Genomic DNA, 18,843 nt, shown 5'->3' with positions numbered 1-18,843 from the left:
GAAGCACCAATGGATCCCATTTTTATCGCTATTGCCTTTGGCTGCGGCCTGGCTGTTTATCTGATTAACCTGCCCCCGCTGATTGGTTTTCTGGCAGCGGGCTTCGTGCTCAACGCCATGGGCTATGAAAGCAACGCTACCCTCGACACCCTCGCCAACCTGGGGGTCACCCTGCTGTTGTTCAGCATCGGGCTCAAGCTGGACATCAAGACCCTGCTCAAGAGAGAAGTCTGGGGCACGGCCACCGGCCATATCCTGTTTTCGACCCTGCTGTTTACCGGGGTGCTGCTGGCGGTGAAAACCATCGGTTTCAGCCTGGCGCTGGAGCTGGAATGGCGTCAGGCCATGCTGATGGGCTTTGCGCTCAGTTTTTCCAGCACCGTCTTTGCGGTCAAGGTGCTCGAAGAGCGCAGCGACATGAACACCTTCTATGGTCGCATCGCCATCGGTGTGCTGGTGATGCAGGATCTGTTTGCGGTGGCGTTTTTAACCATCTCCAGCGGCAAGGTGCCCAGCCCCTGGGCGCTGGGCCTGCTGGTGCTGCTGCCATTGCTGCGGCCATTGTTTTTCAAGATGCTGGAACGAAGCGGTCACGGCGAGCTGCAAACCCTGTTTGCGGTGTTTCTGGCCCTGGTGGTGGGTGTCGGCGGCTTCGAGCTGGTCGGACTCAAGGGCGACCTTGGTGCCCTGATCATCGGCATGATGCTGGCCTCTCACTACAGCGCCTCTTCACTGGCCAAGTCCCTGTTCAACATGAAAGAGCTGTTTCTGGTGGCGTTTTTCCTGAGCATCGGCCTGAACGGCATGCCGACCATGGACGCCCTGTGGATTGCCGCCATACTGTTGCTGGTGCTGCCGCTGAAAAGCCTGCTCTACTACCTGTTTTACAGCCGCTGCGGCCTGCGGATCCGTACCTCGCTGCTGGCGACCTTCAGCCTGACCAACTATTCGGAGTTCGGTCTTATCGTGGCCGCTCTGGCGGCCAAGCAGGGGTTGCTTAGCAACGACTGGGCCATTGTCGCCTCCATTGCGCTGGCGGTTTCATTTATGGTGTCGGCCCCGCTGAACGCCGAAAATGAAAATATCTATCGCCGCCTGATGAACCGCTTTCAGCCTCGGGAAAACCCGCAGCTGCACCCGGACGACACCCCCATTCAGCTGGGCGACGCCCGGGTGCTGGTGATCGGCATGGGTCGTATCGGTCAGGGCGCCTACATGGAGCTGGAACAACACTATCCGGGCCAGTTACTGGGGATCGACAGCGACAAGAAAAAAATCACGCTGCTGCAGGAACTGAATATCAACGCCATCGAAGGCGATGCCTCGGATTCGGACTTCTGGGACAAAGCCAATATCAGTACACAGCTGGAATACATCTTTCTCGCCATGCCGAATCATGCGGGTAACCTCTACGCCCTGGAGCAGATTCGCCACAACCAGTTCAAGGGCCAGGTGGCTGCCATTATCTGCTATCCGGAAGAAGGCGCTCAGCTGCGTGACATGGGGGCGGACGATATCTTCAATATCTACGAAGAGGCCGGCAGCGGCTTTGCTCGCCACGTGATCGAAAATACCAGCCCACAGTTACAATCCGCGTAAAAAGAAAAAGGGGTCGGAGTCATTTTTAAATGACTCCGACCCCTTTTATTCAAGTTAATGGCCTGCTGCGCAGGCCCTGCCGACTGAAGTGGCAGCTACAAGAGCCAATCCCACTCCCCACAAAGTGCCGTTATCCCAGCTCGCGGCAGACCAGATCCATCATCATGCGAATATGGGCCGGGTTGTCATTCAATGCGGGAATATAATGATAGGCCTCACCACCGGCTTCCATGAAGATCTCTTTGTTCTGCTCGGCAATTTCCTCCAGCGTTTCGAGGCAATCGGCCGAAAAGGCGGGGCAAATCACGCTCACGCTCTTGATGTCTTCGCCCGGCAGCGCCTTCATGGTTTCGTCGGTGTAGGGCTGCAGCCAGGGCTCGCGGCCAAAACGAGACTGAAAGGTGGTACGCCATTCATGGCGCTCCAGCCCAAGCTCGGCGGCCAGCAACTCGGAGGTGCGATGGCACTGGTGGCCATAGGGGTCGCCTTCGTCTTCGAAGCGCTTGGGAATGCCGTGGTAAGACAACAGCAGTAAATCGGTGCGGCCCCTGGCTTCCCAGTGCTCGCGTACCGACTCCGCCAGTGCCTGAATATAGCCGTGGCTGTCATGATAATCGTGAATAAAGCGGAACGCCGGCAGACGCCGCTCGTTTTTCATCAGCCGGGCCCAGCTGTCGAATACCGAGGCGGTGGTACTCACCGAATACTGCGGATACATGGGCAACAGTATGACCCGGTCAACCCCCTGATCCTTCAGCTCCTGCCAGGCTGTCGCCATCGACGGCTCGCCGTAGCTCATGCCCAGGGCCACCGGCATGTCGATACCCGCTTCCTGCAAGGCGGCACTCAAACCCGCCTGCTGACGACGACTGACCACCATCAGCGGCGAGCCCTCTTCCCACCAGATAGACTGATACAGCTTGGCGACCTTGGGAGAGCGAAACGGCAGAATAATGCCGTGCAACAGCGGGCACCATAGCATTCTGGGAATATCGACGACGCGATAATCATGCAGAAACTGACCGAGGAAGGTTTTGACCGCCTTGGCGGTGGGAGCGGTAGGAGTACCCAGGTTAACCAGTAAAACGCCTGTTTTCACTTTGTTATCCATATCTGAAAAAAACGGAGGGAAAGCGGAGAAAAAGCGGAAAAAAACCGGGCGCAAGACGCGCCCGGTTGGTAGCAATGACCTTAAGACAGGATCTCGGCCAATTGCTTGCTGACGGTGTCAACAGACTGGGTGCCATCCACTTTATAGTGGCGAGTCTGGCCGGCTTCGGCGGCTTGCTTGTAGTATTCGATCAGCGGCGCCGTCTGCTCGTGATATACGGCCAGACGCTTGCGTACCGTGCCTTCTTCATCGTCGGCACGAATCGCCAGATCTTCGCCGGTGACATCGTCTTTACCTTCCACCTTCGGCGGATTGTAGATCAGGTGATACACGCGACCGGAGCCCGAGTGCACGCGACGACCGCTCATGCGCTTGACGATTTCTTCGTCCGGCACGGCAAATTCCAGCACGTAGTCTACCGCTACACCGGCTTCCTTCATGGCATCGGCCTGGGGAATGGTGCGCGGAAAGCCGTCGAGCAAGAAGCCCTTGGCGCAATCGTCCTGACTGATGCGCTCCTTGACCAGGCCGATGATCAGATCGTCGGATACCAGCTGGCCCTGATCCATGACTTCTTTCGCTTTCAAACCAAGCGGAGTGCCGGCCTTGATAGCGGCACGCAGCATGTCACCGGTGGAGATTTGTGGAATGCCGAACTTCTCCATGATGAACTGAGCCTGCGTTCCCTTGCCCGCGCCCGGAGCACCCAACAAAACGATGCGCATAACAGCGTCCTCTTCTTGATTAGTAATTCACGATTTGGGTCACAATTGTGTCATGACACCGCCATCGGGACAAGTAACAGCAGGGCTCTGTTAGACCTATTGATGATATTAGGCAAAGGAAAAAACGTGAAAAAAGTGGGCGGCAAGGTGTGCCGTGTGAGAGAACAACAGAAAACTCGTATTTTTACCGAACTCATTTAACAACAACGTCATTTATCGTTAGCAGAAGCTGCCAAATGGGTGTGGATCAGCCAATAAAAAACCCGGCACCTGGCCGGGTTTTTTGGTTATTCCACAGGGATGATTAACCCAGCAGCAGGCGGTTGACCCGCGCCACGAAGGCGGCGGGATCTTTCAGACCGCCCTGCTCGGCCAGCTGAGCCTGCTCCAGCAGCAGCTGGGACCACTCGTTGAACTGGTCGCCTTCTGCCAGGGTTTCCAGTTTTTTCACCAGGGTGTGCTCGGGGTTCAGCTCCAGAATGTACTTCTGCTCCGGTACCGGCTGACCGGCAGAGCGCATCAGCTTGATCATCTGGGTACTCATGTCGTGCTCACCGGCGACCACACAAGAAGGCGTGCTGGTCAGACGATGGGTCAGACGCACTTCCTTCACCTCTTCGCCCAGGGCAGTCTGCACCCGCTCCAGCAGCGGCTTCAGGGCTTCCTTGGCTTCTTCCTGGGCCTTCTTGGTTTCTTCGTCGTCCAGCTCGCCCAGATCCAGTTCGCCCTTGGTGACGGACACGAACTGCTTGTCCTTGAAGTCGCTCAGGTGGTTCATCAGCCACTCGTCTACCCGCTCCCACATCAGCAGCACCTCGATGCCCTTCTTCTTGAAGATTTCCAGGTGCGGGCTGTGGCTGGCGGCGGCATAGCTGTCGGCGGTGATGTAGTAGATCTTGTCCTGACCTTCCTTCATGCGGCCGAGATAGTCTTCCAACGACACGGTCTGGGCATCGGCGTCGTTGTGGGTGCTGGCAAAACGCAGCAGGCCGGCGATTTGCTCGCGGTTGCCGTAGTCTTCGGCCGGGCCTTCTTTCAGCACATTGCCGAATTCTTTCCAGAAGCCCTGGTATTTGTCGGCGTCGTTCTTCGCCATCTGCTCCAGCATGGTCAGTACCCGCTTGCTGCAGGCCTTGCGCAGCTGGGCGGTGATCTTGTTGTCCTGCAGGATTTCGCGCGATACGTTCAGCGGCAGATCGTTGGAGTCGAGCACCCCTTTCACGAACCGCAGGTATGTTGGCATAAACTGCTCGGCATCATCCATGATAAACACCCGCTGCACATACAGCTTGAGGCCGTGACTCTGGTCCCGGTTCCACATGTCGAACGGTGCCTTGGCCGGCACATACAGCAGGCTGGTGTATTCCTGGTTGCCTTCTACCTTGTTGTGACTCCAGGTCAGGGCGTCCTGCCAGTCGTGGGAAATGTGCTTGTAGAATTCCTGGTACTCTTCGTCGCTCACCTCGCCCTTGGCGCGGGTCCACAGGGCGGTGGCCTTGTTCACCTGCTCCCACTCGCCTTCGGTGGCGGCAGAGGTAACGGTGCCGTCTTCGTCGGTTTGCTCGGGCTCGCCGTCTTTCCACATTTCCACGGCGATGCTGATGTGATCGGAATATTTGCCGATGATGCTGCGCAGACGCCAGTCGTCGAGAAATTCTTCTTCGCTTTCACGCAAGTGCAGTATCACGTCGGTGCCGCGGCCCGGCTTTTCGATGTCGGCCACGGTGAAGCTGCCGTCACCGTCGGACTCCCAACGCACGCCCCGGTCGGTAGGCTGGCCGGCGGCGCGGCTGAGCACGGTCACCTTGTCGGCCACGATAAAGGCGGAGTAGAAACCCACGCCGAACTGACCGATCAGCTGGGAGTCCTTGGCCTGATCACCCGACAGCTGACCGAAAAAGGCCTTGGTGCCGGACTTGGCGATGGTGCCCAGGTGCTCGATCACCTCGTCACGGCTCATGCCGATGCCGTTATCGGAGATGGTCAGGGTCTTGTTGTCTTTGTCCAGTACCAGCCGCACCCGCAGGTTGCCGTCCGCTTCATAGAGGGCGCTGTCGGACAGCGCCTTGAAGCGCAGCTTGTCGGCGGCATCGGCGGCGTTGGACACCAGCTCGCGCAGAAACACCTCTTTATTGGAATAGAGGCTATGGGCCATCAGGTTGAGCAGTTGTTTGACTTCGGTTTGAAAACCATGAGTTTCGGTATGCACAGCTTCTGACATCTTCATGTTCCTTGCTTGGGTTTGACTTATGTACAGAAAGATGGGGCTGGCCGGGAGGATTTCAAGGGCTGGAGGAAAAAACGTGAGGCGTGAGGCGTGAGGCGATACAGGGTAGAAGCGCCTTCATACGGCGCAAGCTCGCAGACCCTTTCCCCTCACCCTTCACCCCTTACGTAAAATCAGTAATAACTGCCGCCGCTTTCCGCCAGCTTCTGCAATGGCTCGCAGGGCGCGAAACGCTGGCCGTATTTGCGGGCGTATTCTTCCATCTTATCCACCACGACTTGAATACCCTGCTGGTGCATGTAAAAGAAGGGACCGCCGCTGAAGGGCGGGAAACCGATGCCGAAGACAGCGCCGATATCGCCGTCCCGGGCCGAGGCAATCACGCTCTCGTCCAGCGCCAGCGCCGCCTCGTTCAGCATCAACAGTACGCAGCGCTCGGCCAGATCCTGGGCCGGCAATCGGTGCCGGGGCTTGATGCCCAGCAGCGGGTACAGGCTGTCGTCCACCGGTTTGTGCTTGCCTTTCTTGTCATGACGATAAAAACCACGCCCGTTCTTCTTCCCAAAGCGTTCGTCCTCCAGCAGCGTGCCAAATGCGTCGGGGGCGGTGAAGCGTTCACCCAGCTCTCGCGCCAGAATGGGCGAGATTTTGGCGGCCACATCGATACCCACTTCATCCAGCAAGGTAAAAGGACCTACCGGAAAACCGTAATCCAGCAGCGCCCGGTCGATCGCTTCTATCGGCTCGCCTTCCAGCAGCAGCCGCGCCGCCTCGTTGAGATAGGGCGCCAGAATGCGGTTCACGTAAAAACCGGCCTTGTCCTGTACCACGATGGGCCTCTTGCCCTGGGCACGGGCCAGCTTCAGCGCCGTGGCCACGGTAACAGGGCTGGTGCCCGCGTGGGGAATGACTTCCGCCAGCGGCATCTTGTGCACCGGGCTGAAGTAATGCAGCCCCACCAGCTGCCCGGGCCGGGCGGCGCCGTCGGCGATCTGATGAATGGGCAGCGACGAAGTATTGGTGGCAAAGAGGGTGTGTGCCGGGCAGTTCGCCTCCACCTCGGCCACCATCTGCCGCTTGACCTCCAGATCCTCGAACACCGCCTCCACCACCAGATCGACGCGCTCGAAGCCGCTGTAATCCAGGGTGCCGGTGATCCGCGCCAGCTGCTGTTGCATTTGCGTGTCCCGCAGCTGTTTCTTCTTCACCTTCGGCGCCAGCAAACCGTGAGCATTGGCCATGGCCTGATTGATGCCCTGATGGGAAATGTCCTTGATGCGCACCGGCAGCCCGGCCTTGGTGGCGGTAACGAAGGCAATACCGCCGCCCATGAGGCCGCCGCCCAGCACGCCGATGCGGGCAAGCCGGTTTGGCGCCTCGCCCTGCCAGCGGGTTTCCTTCTTCATCTCGGTGGTGGCGAAAAACAGCTGACGCAAGGCCGCCGATTCGGGGCTCATCACCAGCTCGCCAAAGGCTTGTGCTTCGGCGGCCAAGCCCTGATTAATCCCCTGGTCCTGGCCGGTACGCACCACCGCCAGCAGGCGTTCCGGCGCCGGGTATTTGCCGCGGGTTTTATGGCGCAGGGTACTGAGCGCCTTGTCGAACACCAGCTTGCGGCCAAGAGGATTGGCTGTAAGCAGCAGGGTTTTCATGTCTTTTTTACGGGTGCGCTTCGGCTTGCCCCGGCGCGCCAGCTCGATGGCCGTTTGAAGCAGTATGCTGTGAGGCACCATGTCGTCCACCAGCCCGGCTTTCAGCGCCTGCCTGGCTCGCAACTGCTTGCCGGTCAGCATCATGTCCAGCGCCCGGGTCAGCCCCACCAGGCGAGGCAGCCGCTGGGTACCGCCGGAGCCGGGAATAAGCCCCAATTGCACTTCCGGCAGTCCCAGGCGGGTTTTGTCGTCGTCACTGCACACCCGGCCATGACAGGTCAGCGCCAGCTCCAGCCCGCCTCCCAGACAAGCGCCGTGAATGGCGGCAATCAAGGGTATCTCGAGCGCTTCCAGACGGTTGAATATCTGCTGCCCGGCCCGGGCCAGCGCTTCGGCCTGTTTGGCGGTTTTGCATTCGTCCAGCATGCGGACATCGGCGCCGGCAATGAAGGAGTCGGGTTTGCCCGAGCACAGCACCAGCCCCTTGATATTGTTGTCGGCGCTAATATCGCTCAGCAGCGCCTGTATTTCGTCAACAAAGCTGGCACGCAGCGTATTCATGCGCTCGCCCGGTACGTCCATGGTAATGATGCCGATGCCGTCCTCAATACGCAGGGTAAAGGTGGAAGAAGTCATCTGCTCGGTTCCTGTCTCGGTCATAACGTCGCTCATTGTGCGGCCTCCAGTACCATGGCCACACCCAGACCGCCGGCGGCGCAGGCGGTGGTCAGCGCCAGACCGCCACCACGGCGGTTAAGCGCTCTCAGGGTTTGGGTGATCATGCGGGCGCCGGTGGCGGCAAAGGGATGACCATAGGCCAGCGAGCCGCCCAGCACGTTGAACTTGCTCATGTCCACCTCGCCAATGGCCCGGGAGCGGTTGAGTTCACGCTCGGCAAAGGTGGTGCTGGCAAACATCTTGAGGTTGGCAAGGGTCTGGGCGGCAAACGCCTCGTGCATGTCAATCAGATCCATGTCCGCCAGGGTGCAGCCGGCGCGCTCCAACGCCATGGGGGTGGCGTAGGCCGGGCCCAGCAGCATGTCGTGGCGTACCTCTATTGCCGAATAGGCATAACTGCGCAGGTAGCCGAGCGGCTGCAGGCCCAGCTCTTTCGCCCGACTTTCGGTCATCATCAGTACCGCGGCGGCACCGTCGGTCAGCGGCGTGCTGTTGGCGGCGGTCACGGTGCCGTGGCGACGGTCAAAGGCGGGCTTGAGTTTGCCATAATCGCCCAGGCTGGATTCGGTGCGGATATTATTATCCTGCTCAAAGGCGGCCTTGCACGGCGGTACATAGGCCACCATCACCTCAGCATCCAGCTCCCCCCGCTGCCAGGCGCCGGTGGCCAGTTGATGAGAGCGATGTGCCAGTTCATCCTGGGCCTGTCGGCCGATGCCGTGACTCTTGGCCATCTGCTCGGCGGTCTGCCCCATCGACAGACCGGTGGAGTATTCCGCCACCGCCGGCGGCACCGGGGCCAGATCCTTGAGCTTTAGACCCCGCAGTATCGCCAGTTTGGCGCCAAAAGAGCGGGCCTTACTCAAATCCAGCAAGGCCTCGGCCAGTGGCGTCGACACCCCGATAGGCAACACGGAAGCAGAGTCGGCGCCACCGGCAATGCCCACCTGCACCTGCCCCGCCAGCATCGATTCGGCCAGGCTGGACACGGCCTGAAAGCTGGTGGCGCAGGCGCGGGTGACGCTGTAGGCGTCGGTGCCGACCGGCAGTGCGGTACCCAGCACGATTTCCCGGGCAATGTTGGGCGCCTTGGGCATTTGGATCACCTGGCCGAACACCAGTTGCTGCACCTCACTCGCCGCCATCGGCGTACGTGCCAGCAGCTCGTTCACCACCATGGTGCCCAGTTCCAGTGCCGGTATGCCACGCAAGGCGGTGGACTGACGGGCGAATGGCGTTCTTAGCCCGGAAACAATGGCGATCCGGTCGCCATGGCGGGTAATGAGTGGATTCGTCGGCGACATGTACGCTCCTTGTTCATCGGCAGTAAGTTATCAGCCGTAAGTTGTCAGCCACCAGGTATGGGCCATCAGTGACTGGCTTCAGCTGATAAACCTGACCCAAAACAGGTCTGACCTCACCGGTATACTAACAACGGCATTACCGGTTTAAAACAGCTGATTGAAAATATTGATAGGCAACAAATAATGGTATATCTGTCATGACAATGACGTTATTACGGCAACCTCAGCTTCGTTAACCCCACAGTTCGTGATCAACATTACTCGCACCAGACTTTAAGAGTGAGTAGACTGAATTTAGCCACCCTATTTGAACGGTGAACAATGATTTCTTTATTCGGGCGAAAGAAGACCAAGCCGGATGCGGTCTCTAAAAGCATGGTAATAAAACAAAAGCGCTATGAGGCGCTGGTGTATACCTTGCATGGCGACCTGTTTCGTTATGCTTTCTGGTTGTGTCATGACCGGCAGGTAGCCGAGGATCTGGTACAAGAGACGTTTTTGCGTGCCTGGAAAGCACTGGACAGTCTGAAAGACGAAAAAGCCGCCAAGGCATGGCTGATTACCATATTACGGCGAGAAAATGCCCGCCGTTTCGAGCGCAAACAGTTCGACCTGGTCGATCTTGACAGCGTGCCGGTACCCGACAAGCAAAGCCCGGGGCCGGAGCAGGATATGGAAACCGAATGGCTGCGTCGGCATATTGCCGAGCTGGCTGAAGAATATCGCGAACCACTGTTACTGCAGGTACTGGGCGGTTTCAGTGGTGAAGAAATAGCCGAGATACTGGAATTGAACAAGAACACCGTAATGACCCGTCTCTTTCGTGCCCGCAACAAGCTGAAAGAGGCCATGGACCAAGATAAATCGTCGCGAGGCCAAAGCAATGGATGACCTGGAGTTCAGACGTCGGGCTTATGCCGATCCCAACGACACGAGTTCTGACTTTATTAGTGCCTCAACCGCCAATGCCGGTAACCGGCAGTTTGTAAGTGAAATCAAGGATTTCAATCACAAACTGGCCCACGCACTGCAGGAGCCGGTGCCTTCTGCCCTGCCCGACAAGCTGATGCTGTCGCACCTTTTGCGTCAACCGGAGCAATCAAAAGGCTTCGGCTGGCGCCATCTGGCACTCGCCGCTTCCGTTACCTTCGTGCTGGGTTTTTCTACCCGCTTTCTTCCCCTGACGGCAGGAGCAGATAATCTGGCGCCATCAGTCGCCAGTGTGGCCATGCATCATGTACAGTTTGAAATGCCCTTTACCCATTATGTGGATGAAGAAGTCAGCCTGACCACCATCAATGCCAAATTAGCGCCTTACGGTACCCGCATCAACGACATGAGCGGTGTAGGCAAGGTGTATTACGCCAACCACTGCATGTTTGCCGGCGGGCCGGCGGCGCATCTGGTGATCCAGGGAGAGCACGACAGGGTGCACGTGTTTATTGTGCCGGCCGACCGGGCCTTGCAACTGGTCAACAGCTTCTCCGGTGCTCAATACCACGGTGAGGTCATTCCCATGACCCTCAACCGCCTGGTGGTGGTCAGCGAGCTGGAAGAAGATGTTGGCAAGATGGCCAGCAAGATAAAGGCCTCGCTTAAAAGAGCGATATAACCACAGCATATGTGGATAAAAGGGGTCGGAGTCAATTTTTCGGAATACTGAATTCCAAATTGACTCCGGCCCCTTTTCTTTTGCAATAAACTCACATTTAATACCAATTTGAATAAAGATCTGATCATTTTTAAACCCGAGCACCGAGCTGCCTGTAAACAACGCCAACAGGCAACTCCTTGGCATCAGGGAGGATAAAGGGATCTGCTCCGCCGACCCTCCGCGCCAGGGATGGCGCGGTGGAGCCCCCATGGATGGGTTCACGGCGTGTCGGAGGAGCGGGCCATTTGTCCGACCTTTGCAGAGCACCGAGTAGATCAGTTAGTTAAGCAGTTTGGTATCATCAGACAGTTCTATGTGAAACCTGTCTATTTATTATGCTATTCCACCATAAGGTGACAGGAATCGGGAGTTCTTCGGTTTTATGATGTAACATTTGCTGACTTCGCCCACACGGAAGGCGAACATGCTGTTCGGAACAACAGGAACCCGCTTATGACCATAGAACTCCCTATTCTGATTACCTTTGTCGGCTATCTGCTGCTGACCATGCTTATCGGCCTGGTGGCCTATAAAGCCACCAGTTCACTGAGTGATTATATTCTGGGCGGACGCCGTCTGGGCCCTGGCGTGGCGGCACTGAGCGTGGGCGCCTCCGACATGAGCGGCTGGTTATTACTCGGTTTGCCCGGTGCCGTCTACCTTTATGGCATCAATCAGGCATGGATTGGCATCGGTCTGGTGTTGGGCGCCTGGTTGAACTGGCTGTTCGTGGCCAAACGACTGCGGGTGTATACCGAACAGGCCAACGACTCTCTTACCCTGCCCGATTTTCTGGAAAATCGCCTGGCCGATCACAGCGGCCTGCTCCGCGTGGTTGCCGCCATTACCATACTGGTGTTCTTTATTTTCTATACCGCCTCCGGCCTGGTGGGTGGCGCCATTCTGTTTGAAAAAGTCTTTGGCCTGCCCTACCTCACTGCCCTGATTATCGGTGGTGGCGTCATCGTGGCTTATACCTTTATGGGCGGCTTTCTGGCGGTATCCTGGACCGACTTTTTCCAGGGCATATTGATGTTGTTGGCATTGATTGCCTTGCCCTGGGCGGTGATGAACGAGCTGGGCGGCATCGATCAGACCCTGACTACCCTGAACACCATGGACGCGTCCAAACTGGATTTGTTCCACGACTTTTCGCTACTCGGCGGCATCAGCCTGCTGGCCTGGGGACTGGGCTATTTTGGCCAGCCACATATTCTGGCGCGCTTTATGGCCATCGACTCGCCCAAATCCGTCCCTCTGTCTCGCCGTATTGCCATGAGCTGGATGCTACTGTCACTGATTGGCTCTTTGGGTGTGGGCCTGGCCGGCGCCGTTTATTTTGCCGATGCCCCGCTGAACAATCCGGAAACCGTGTTTCTGGCACTGGCCAATGCGGTATTCAACCCCTGGGTGGCCGGTTTGCTGATTGCCGCCATCATGTCGGCCATCATGAGCACCATCGACTCCCAGCTGCTGGTATGTTCTTCCGCCATCACCGAAGACTTTTACAAGCGCTGGTTGCGTCCTGCCGCCGGAGATAACGAACTGGTATGGGTAGGCCGATTTGCGGTACTGGGCGTGGCGGTCTGCTCCATGCTGATAGCGCTTGATCCGCAATCTACCGTGCTTGGTCTGGTCAGTTATGCCTGGGCCGGTTTTGGTGCCGCCTTTGGCCCCGTCATTATTCTTTCCGTGTACTGGCCACGCCTTACCCGCAACGGGGCGCTTGCCGGTATCGTGTTCGGTGCCCTGACCGTCATCGGCTGGAAGCAGCTGACTGGTGGTCTGTTCGACCTGTACGAAATCGTCCCCGGCTTCCTGGTCTGCGGCCTGGCCTGCATCCTGATCAGCCGACTGGATACTCCGCCCGTTAAAACCGTGATTCTTGGTTTCAGACGCATGGAGTCCGAGCTTTAATCTTTGATTGCCCTCACAAAAGGAGCCGACAGGCTCCTTTTTTATAAACAAGCGTTTTACTTTTCAGTTACGTCTTTTTACTCTACCAACTGGTAAGAGTTCATACCTCTTATCGACTGCGCTGGTCGTAGTGGCGCCCGAACCAAATCATCATGACGAGAGAGTCTTCCATGAGCAAAAAGACGTTAACATTGTCCATGCTCGCCGCTTCCATTGCAGTGGTAGCAGGGCAAGCTCATTCCGCCGCTTTTCAGCTGGCGGAGCAGAATACAACCGGCCTGGGTCGCGCCTATGCCGGTGAAGGCGCCATCGGCGATAATGCTGCCGTGCTGGGCCGCAACCCGGCCGCCATGACGCTGTTTGACCGCCCTGCCCTGTCGACCGGTGCCATTTACATCAATCCGGATGTGGATGTTACCGATAACGAAACCGGCGAGCAGGCCAACGATATTGCCGACGAAGCGGTAGTCCCGTTCTTCTACTACGTGCACCCCATCAACAAACAATGGGTAGCCGGTTTTGGCGCCTTAACCAACTATGGCTTGGCAACTTCTTACTCTCCCGAGTTCTCGGCCGGTGAAATCGGCGGAAAAACCTCGCTGGAAACCATTAACCTGAACCCCAATATCGCCTTCAAGGCCAATGAACACGTGTCATTAGGTGCCGGTGTTAACGCCGTGTATGCCGATGCCGAGTTTATTCGCTATGCAGGTCAAAAAGGTGCTGATGCGCCTTTGGGTTTACAGCGGTCCACCGAGATAGCCAACCTCGCGGGTGACGACTGGGGCTATGGCTGGAATATCGGACTGCTGCTGGAAGCGGATAAAAATAATCGTTGGGCGCTGACCTACAGATCCGAAGTCGACTTGACACTTGAAGGGCAATATTCAGGGTTGAGTTCAGTCACGCCAGGCATGACTGAACCAGGAAAGCTGGATCTCACTCTGCCAGCCATCGCCGAAGTGTCCGGCTTTCATCAGGTGCAACCCGACTGGGCGATACATTACGGCATCATGTGGACCGAGTGGAGCAGCTTTAAAGAACTAAAAGCACTAGGGCCACAAGGTAATGAGCAGTTACAAAAAGACGAAAACTTTGAAAACAGTTGGCGCATGAGCCTGGGCGCCACCCATCAGCTGAACGATCGGTGGACGCTGCGCGGCGGCCTGGCCTACGACAAATCGCCAGTTCCTGAAGAATTTCGTTCCATATCGATTCCCGACGTGGATCGCACCTGGTACAGCCTGGGTGCTACCTACGCCTATAGCCAGAATCTGAGTGTCGATGCCGCCTTTGCCTTTCTGGATGGTAGCAATGTGGCCGTAGAACAGGAAGAGAGCAAATTCGGAACAGATTACGATATGACTTCCGGCGGCGACGCCTATTTGTTCGGTTTACAGCTGAACTACCTCTTCTGATATGTCAGTAAATACATGCTGTCATCAAGCGCCCGTTCGGGCGCTTTTTTCCCGGTACGACTTTGTTAATGCAAACCACATCCTGTATATTTGGCGGCTATCTATAAATATATCGGGGCTTTACAATGCACTGTTTTGTGGCCAGGCAAGCTATCCTGAATACTCAGGGTAACCCGTTGGGATATGAGCTGTTATTCCGTCTTGGTCTTGATAATCGCTTTCCCGATATCGAAGCCGAACTGGCGACTCGTCGTTTGATGGCCGAACAATTTTTAAGCCAGAAAATAGAGGATCTGGTCGGTGATTCATTGTGTTTCGTGAACTTTCCCGACACCTTGCTGCGCGAAGGTATGGCAGATGCTTTTCATCAGCATAAGCTGGTGATTGAAATTCTTGAAGATGCGACCCCGGATCAGGCCCTGCTTGACAGCGTAAAACACCTTAAAAAACTCGGACTCAAGGTTGCCCTCGACGATCATATTCCAAACGACGAGTGGGATGACTTTCTGCCGCTGATGGATTTTATCAAACTGGATTTACGTCAGACTTCCATTGCCGACTGTGCCCGTTTCATCAAACGCTGCCATTGTTATCCACAACTCAGCTTCATTGCCGAAAAAGTGGAAACGCAACAAGAGTTCGCCGACGCCCAGGCGGCTGGATTCTCTTACTTTCAGGGCTACTATTTTCAGCAGCCCCAGGTCATCAGCCGGCGCATTCTGACCACCGATGAAATAACCGCCTTCGAATTGTTATCTACCGTCAACGGTACCGATATTGATTATGACCGACTCACCGAATTGTTCAGCCGTGATCTGTCGCTGACCTATAATCTGCTGCGTTATGTCAACAGTCTTTATATCGGATATCGTCATCAGAGCATTGCTAATCTGCGCAGTGCCATTGTTTATCTTGGCCATCAGCAACTTAGACGCTTTACTGCCCTGGTAATGACCGCTTATGTCAGTAAAAACAAAAATATAGAACTTTATCGGTTATCGATGATTCGAGCAAAGTGGTGTGAGCTGCTGGCTGAAAAGGTGTGCCCGGAGCTGCAGGAAGACGCATTTATGTGCGGCTTGTTTTCTCTGCTGGATGCGCTGCTGGAACGACCCATGGCCGAAATTTTGCCGCATATATCGATTACTGAGCCGGTTAGTCTGGCATTACTTGAACGCAAGGGGCAGCTTGGCTTTCTGATGAGCATGATGCACGATCATGAACAGGCGGAATGGCCAAGATTACAGCAACGTCTGGACTTCATTAGCCTGAGTGAAGCCACCAGCAGCCAGTGTTATGAAGAAGCGGTGCAATGGTGTCAGCGCCTGAACGACATTCACTCTCCTCGGTAAAACAACGACCAGCAGCTGTTAATCAAACAGGCCCGGTATCATTTGATACCGGGCCTGTTTGATGATCTGTCTTTATGTATTCTTTAAACGTAATGGACAGCCTGTCAATGAGCCCGCTGCTGTTGCCAGGCCCAGCCTGCCAGCACCAGCATAAAGCAGGCTAACGCCGCCAGCAGCCCCATACCCACTGAGGCGCTGTATCCGAGGGCCAGATAGCCAATAACACTGACCAGGGCGATGGAGAGCGCGTAAGGCAGCTGAGTGATCACATGATCGATATGGTGACAGGAGGCACCGGTAGAAGACAGAATCGTGGTGTCCGAAATAGGCGAACAATGGTCACCAAATACCGCCCCTGCCATGACCGCCGACATACCCGGCAACAGCAAGGAGGCATCAATCGCCATGGTCATATCGGCGGCAATGGGGAGCATCACGCCAAAGGTTCCCCAACTGGTGCCCGTAGCAAAGGCCATGACTCCCGCCAGCAGAAACAGAATGGCCGGCAGCATAAACAAGGGAATATTTTGCTGGATCAAGGACGCCAGGTATTTACCGGTTTGCAGCTCGCCAATCAGTCCGGCAATGGTCCAGGCAAACAACAGAATATATATCGCCGGCAGCATCCCCTTGAGCCCGACCTTAAGAGTGTGGCCCCAGTCTGATGCAGATGCCTTGTGCTTGAACATGGCAAGGGCACAAACCAGTAATCCCGCCATACCACCAAATACCAGAGACCGACCCACATTGGTATTTTCAAGGGCCGCCAGCAGCGCAAAGTCCATCTGCTTTTGGGCCAACGCCTGCGCGCCGGTCAGCAACAGACTCGCCACCGTGACCAGCGTCAGGGTGCTAATTGCCAGCAACAGATCGCCGACGCGGCCCACGGTAACACTGCTGTCGGCCACGCCAGGCGGCGTGCCTTTGGCCTTGTCAAACAGCTCGCCGTTCAGCGCCTGTTGTTCATGCCGTGCCATGGCGCCCAGATCCCAACCACCCCGGATCACCAGCAGCACCATCAGCAGGGTGAAAATGGCATAAAAATTCATTGCTCCCATCATCAGAAAAGTACTCAGCGCACTTTGTCCGGTGAAGCCATGGCTGGCGAGTATGCCTCCCACCAGGGCGATGATATAAGCCCCCCAGGAAGAAATAGGCATCAGCACGCAAATGGGGGCCGCCGTCGAATCCAGTAAATAGGCGAGTTTGGCACGTGAAATATGAAACCGATCCGTCACCGGCCGACAGATGGTACCCACCGACAGACTGTGAAAATAATCATCGATAAAGAAGATAAAGACCAGCAATCCGGTCATTACCTTGGCCTGTCGGCGGTTTTTAATACGTGACTGCGCCCATTCCGCAAACGCCAGCGTGGCACCGGTACGACTCAGCATGCTGATAATGCAACCTAATAGCAGCAAAAACAGCAATATATTAACATTCCATTCATTAACGGCATTGTCGGACCAGAACAGACCGGTAATATTGCCCCCCAGATGCGTGATGGCCGTCAGGGGATTGAATTGCTGTAACAACAGCGCGCCAAGGATGATTCCCAGTCCCAGCGACAACAGCACACGACGGGTGAAAATAGCCAACACAATGGCCAGCAGGGGGGGGAGCAGAGACCAGAAGGTCTGAATAAAAGGATGAGATTCCACGGCAATACCTGATTCTGAATTGACAACATAACTACCAGGAGCAGGAGGCCGATATCTAGATCGTCTTCTCTTTCCCAGCTATAGCGCATCATGAATAAGTATTCATGACAGTATCGGCCCTTTCGGTACCGATCCCAGCCAGGCCATTGGATAAATGACATGACTTCGGCATAACCTCCTTTCGATCAGGATAAACGGCATCACCCTGAGCTGATCTACTGATAAGTTATGCACCTCTACGCAGGTAAGGCGGGAGATTTTACTGCCAAAAAGACAAAAATCAACACATTTGACCAAAAAAATAGCAGCTTCATTTTTAACCAAATTCTATTTCCGGACTTTAATCAACGATAAGATTCAGCCTGCCACCGTCCGTTCCCGTGGAACAATGTTCAGGCATGAAAGAGAGGTCGAATCACCCTCGAAATATGACATTTCAATAAAAAAGTTTGTCTTTTTTAATCGGCAAGCGACATTCGCAAAATGCAACGATATATACATTAATTTACACATAATCCGGCTTTATAATTAATATTACTGAAATGAAATCATTAATTACCTTGCTTCATTTAAAATGAAGATGTAAATTTAATTTATTAAAAAAACAAGATAGACCAACAGGTGAATCTAATGTCTGACTTTTTGAAAACACTGCTTAATATCCGTAGTCTTCGTGCAGCTACTCGTGAACTGACCCTTGATCAGATGGAAGAAGGCCTGGCCAAGCTGGCTTCCGTTATTGAAGAGCAGCGTGAATCCAAAGCCGCCGAACAGGCTGCAGCCCAAGAGCGCGAGCGTAAAGTGAAAGAGCTGATGGAGCAAATGGCCGCAGAAGGTATTGATATCAGCGAGTTGATTGAACTGGCCGAGCCGGCCAAAAAAGCCAGTGCGCCCCGCAGCAAGCGCCCGGCCAAATACGAATATCACGATGAAAATGGCGAATACAAAACCTGGACCGGCCAGGGTCGCAAGCCTTCCGTGATCCAGCAGGCACTGGACAACGGTGAAAAGACGCTGGAAGACTTTCTTATCAGCAAGTAAGCAGCCGTTTACTTATTATTAAAAAGGGCCATATGGCCCTTTTTTTGTTTATGCTTTTTCGCACCGGAAAATATACTGCCGTTAACGCCGCTCCAGTAATCGATACAACGACTGATCGATGCCGTTCAGCTTCAGCTCGTATACCAGCGCCAGCTCGGCCCCCAAGGCGCCGGCAGGCCAGCCTTTGCGCTCCAGCCAACACAGATAGGCCATGGGCAGCCGGAGCAACGGCTGGCCCCGGTATTTACCGAATGGCATCGGCTTTTGGATAATGCTCAGCAGCTCTGACGACTGTAGTGTCATGAAAAGTCCCTATCGAGCAGGTTAATCATTATGCTCTTGAGCACACAATATGTGCGGTGCCAGAACAATCGGTGTTAACTGGATCGTCATGCTGAGCTTGATTCAGTAACGGTATGACGAGCCTGTGATACCAATCTAAGCAAAAATGTGATCTATTTGAAACTGGATACTCGAGGAAACAGAGCCACCTCCCACAAC

Annotated in this window: 14 protein-coding genes and 1 riboswitch; of the genes, 7 read left to right on the top strand and 7 right to left on the bottom strand. The window is 55.5% G+C overall.

Annotated elements, in window-relative coordinates:
• Window positions 1-9: 9 nt before the first annotated feature.
• Complete coding sequence (locus tag Q0753_RS02100; protein ID WP_298716443.1) at window positions 10-1,599, top strand: cation:proton antiporter family protein; 1,590 nt, start codon at window positions 10-12, stop codon at window positions 1,597-1,599.
• Between the two features lie 130 nt (window positions 1,600-1,729).
• Here the strand turns inward: Q0753_RS02100 and hemH are convergent, their stop codons facing one another.
• From hemH to fadI, 5 genes are all read right to left on the bottom strand, one after another.
• Window positions 1,730-2,698 (bottom strand): ferrochelatase, encoded by a 969-nt coding sequence (gene hemH, locus Q0753_RS02095; RefSeq protein WP_367179484.1) that lies wholly within the window; start codon window positions 2,696-2,698, stop codon window positions 1,730-1,732.
• A 92-nt stretch (window positions 2,699-2,790) separates the two neighbouring features.
• Window positions 2,791-3,435: an adenylate kinase gene (gene adk / locus Q0753_RS02090; RefSeq protein ID WP_298716438.1), complete on the bottom strand. Its 645-nt coding sequence runs from the start codon at window positions 3,433-3,435 to the stop codon at window positions 2,791-2,793.
• A 304-nt stretch (window positions 3,436-3,739) separates the two neighbouring features.
• The gene (gene htpG / locus Q0753_RS02085) at window positions 3,740-5,656 is read right to left on the bottom strand and encodes a molecular chaperone HtpG (RefSeq protein ID WP_298716436.1); all 1,917 of its coding nucleotides are present in this window, start codon (window positions 5,654-5,656) and stop codon (window positions 3,740-3,742) included.
• Window positions 5,657-5,835: 179 nt separating this feature from the next.
• Window positions 5,836-7,950, bottom strand: coding sequence for a fatty acid oxidation complex subunit alpha FadJ (gene fadJ, locus Q0753_RS02080; protein ID WP_298716613.1), 2,115 nt, complete (start codon window positions 7,948-7,950; stop codon window positions 5,836-5,838).
• A gap of 32 nt (window positions 7,951-7,982) precedes the next feature.
• On the bottom strand, window positions 7,983-9,296 hold the full coding sequence (gene fadI / locus Q0753_RS02075; RefSeq protein WP_298716434.1) for an acetyl-CoA C-acyltransferase FadI: 1,314 nt from the start codon (window positions 9,294-9,296) through the stop codon (window positions 7,983-7,985).
• Window positions 9,297-9,671: 375 nt separating this feature from the next.
• Here fadI and Q0753_RS02070 point away from each other — a divergent pair, with 375 nt between their 5' ends.
• The 5 genes from Q0753_RS02070 to Q0753_RS02050 all read left to right on the top strand — a co-directional run bounded on the left by Q0753_RS02070 (window position 9,672) and on the right by Q0753_RS02050 (window position 15,637).
• Window positions 9,672-10,187: a sigma-70 family RNA polymerase sigma factor gene (locus tag Q0753_RS02070; protein WP_298716432.1), complete on the top strand. Its 516-nt coding sequence runs from the start codon at window positions 9,672-9,674 to the stop codon at window positions 10,185-10,187.
• A complete protein-coding gene (locus tag Q0753_RS02065) occupies window positions 10,180-10,908 on the top strand; it encodes a DUF3379 domain-containing protein (RefSeq protein WP_298716430.1) in 729 nt (242 codons plus the stop codon). Before Q0753_RS02070 ends, Q0753_RS02065 begins: the two co-directional genes overlap by 8 nt.
• Before the next feature lie 495 nt (window positions 10,909-11,403).
• The gene (gene putP, locus Q0753_RS02060; RefSeq protein WP_298716427.1) at window positions 11,404-12,867 is read left to right on the top strand and encodes a sodium/proline symporter PutP; all 1,464 of its coding nucleotides are present in this window, start codon (window positions 11,404-11,406) and stop codon (window positions 12,865-12,867) included.
• Window positions 12,868-13,037: 170 nt separating this feature from the next.
• Window positions 13,038-14,285, top strand: a complete 1,248-nt coding sequence (locus tag Q0753_RS02055) for an outer membrane protein transport protein (RefSeq protein ID WP_298716425.1) — start codon at window positions 13,038-13,040, stop codon at window positions 14,283-14,285.
• Between the two features lie 125 nt (window positions 14,286-14,410).
• On the top strand, window positions 14,411-15,637 hold the full coding sequence (locus Q0753_RS02050; RefSeq protein ID WP_298716423.1) for an EAL and HDOD domain-containing protein: 1,227 nt from the start codon (window positions 14,411-14,413) through the stop codon (window positions 15,635-15,637).
• 104 nt (window positions 15,638-15,741) lie between these two features.
• Here the strand turns inward: Q0753_RS02050 and Q0753_RS02045 are convergent, their stop codons facing one another.
• A complete protein-coding gene (locus Q0753_RS02045; RefSeq protein WP_298716421.1) occupies window positions 15,742-17,301 on the bottom strand; it encodes a Na+/H+ antiporter NhaC family protein in 1,560 nt (519 codons plus the stop codon).
• A gap of 73 nt (window positions 17,302-17,374) precedes the next feature.
• Window positions 17,375-17,548, bottom strand: a riboswitch (Lysine riboswitch).
• Between the two features lie 383 nt (window positions 17,549-17,931).
• Between Q0753_RS02045 and Q0753_RS02040 the strand changes: the two genes are divergently transcribed.
• Window positions 17,932-18,342, top strand: coding sequence for an H-NS family nucleoid-associated regulatory protein (locus Q0753_RS02040; protein ID WP_298716419.1), 411 nt, complete (start codon window positions 17,932-17,934; stop codon window positions 18,340-18,342).
• Between the two features lie 81 nt (window positions 18,343-18,423).
• Here Q0753_RS02040 and Q0753_RS02035 read toward each other — a convergent pair whose 3' ends face one another.
• The gene (locus Q0753_RS02035; RefSeq protein ID WP_298716417.1) at window positions 18,424-18,645 is read right to left on the bottom strand and encodes a DUF3820 family protein; all 222 of its coding nucleotides are present in this window, start codon (window positions 18,643-18,645) and stop codon (window positions 18,424-18,426) included.
• Window positions 18,646-18,843 lie beyond the last annotated feature (198 nt).

The sequence above is a fragment of the uncultured Oceanisphaera sp. genome, assembly GCF_947495715.1.
Classification (GTDB): domain Bacteria; phylum Pseudomonadota; class Gammaproteobacteria; order Enterobacterales; family Aeromonadaceae; genus Oceanimonas; species Oceanimonas sediminis.
This window is presented reverse-complemented; position numbering and strand designations above follow the sequence as displayed.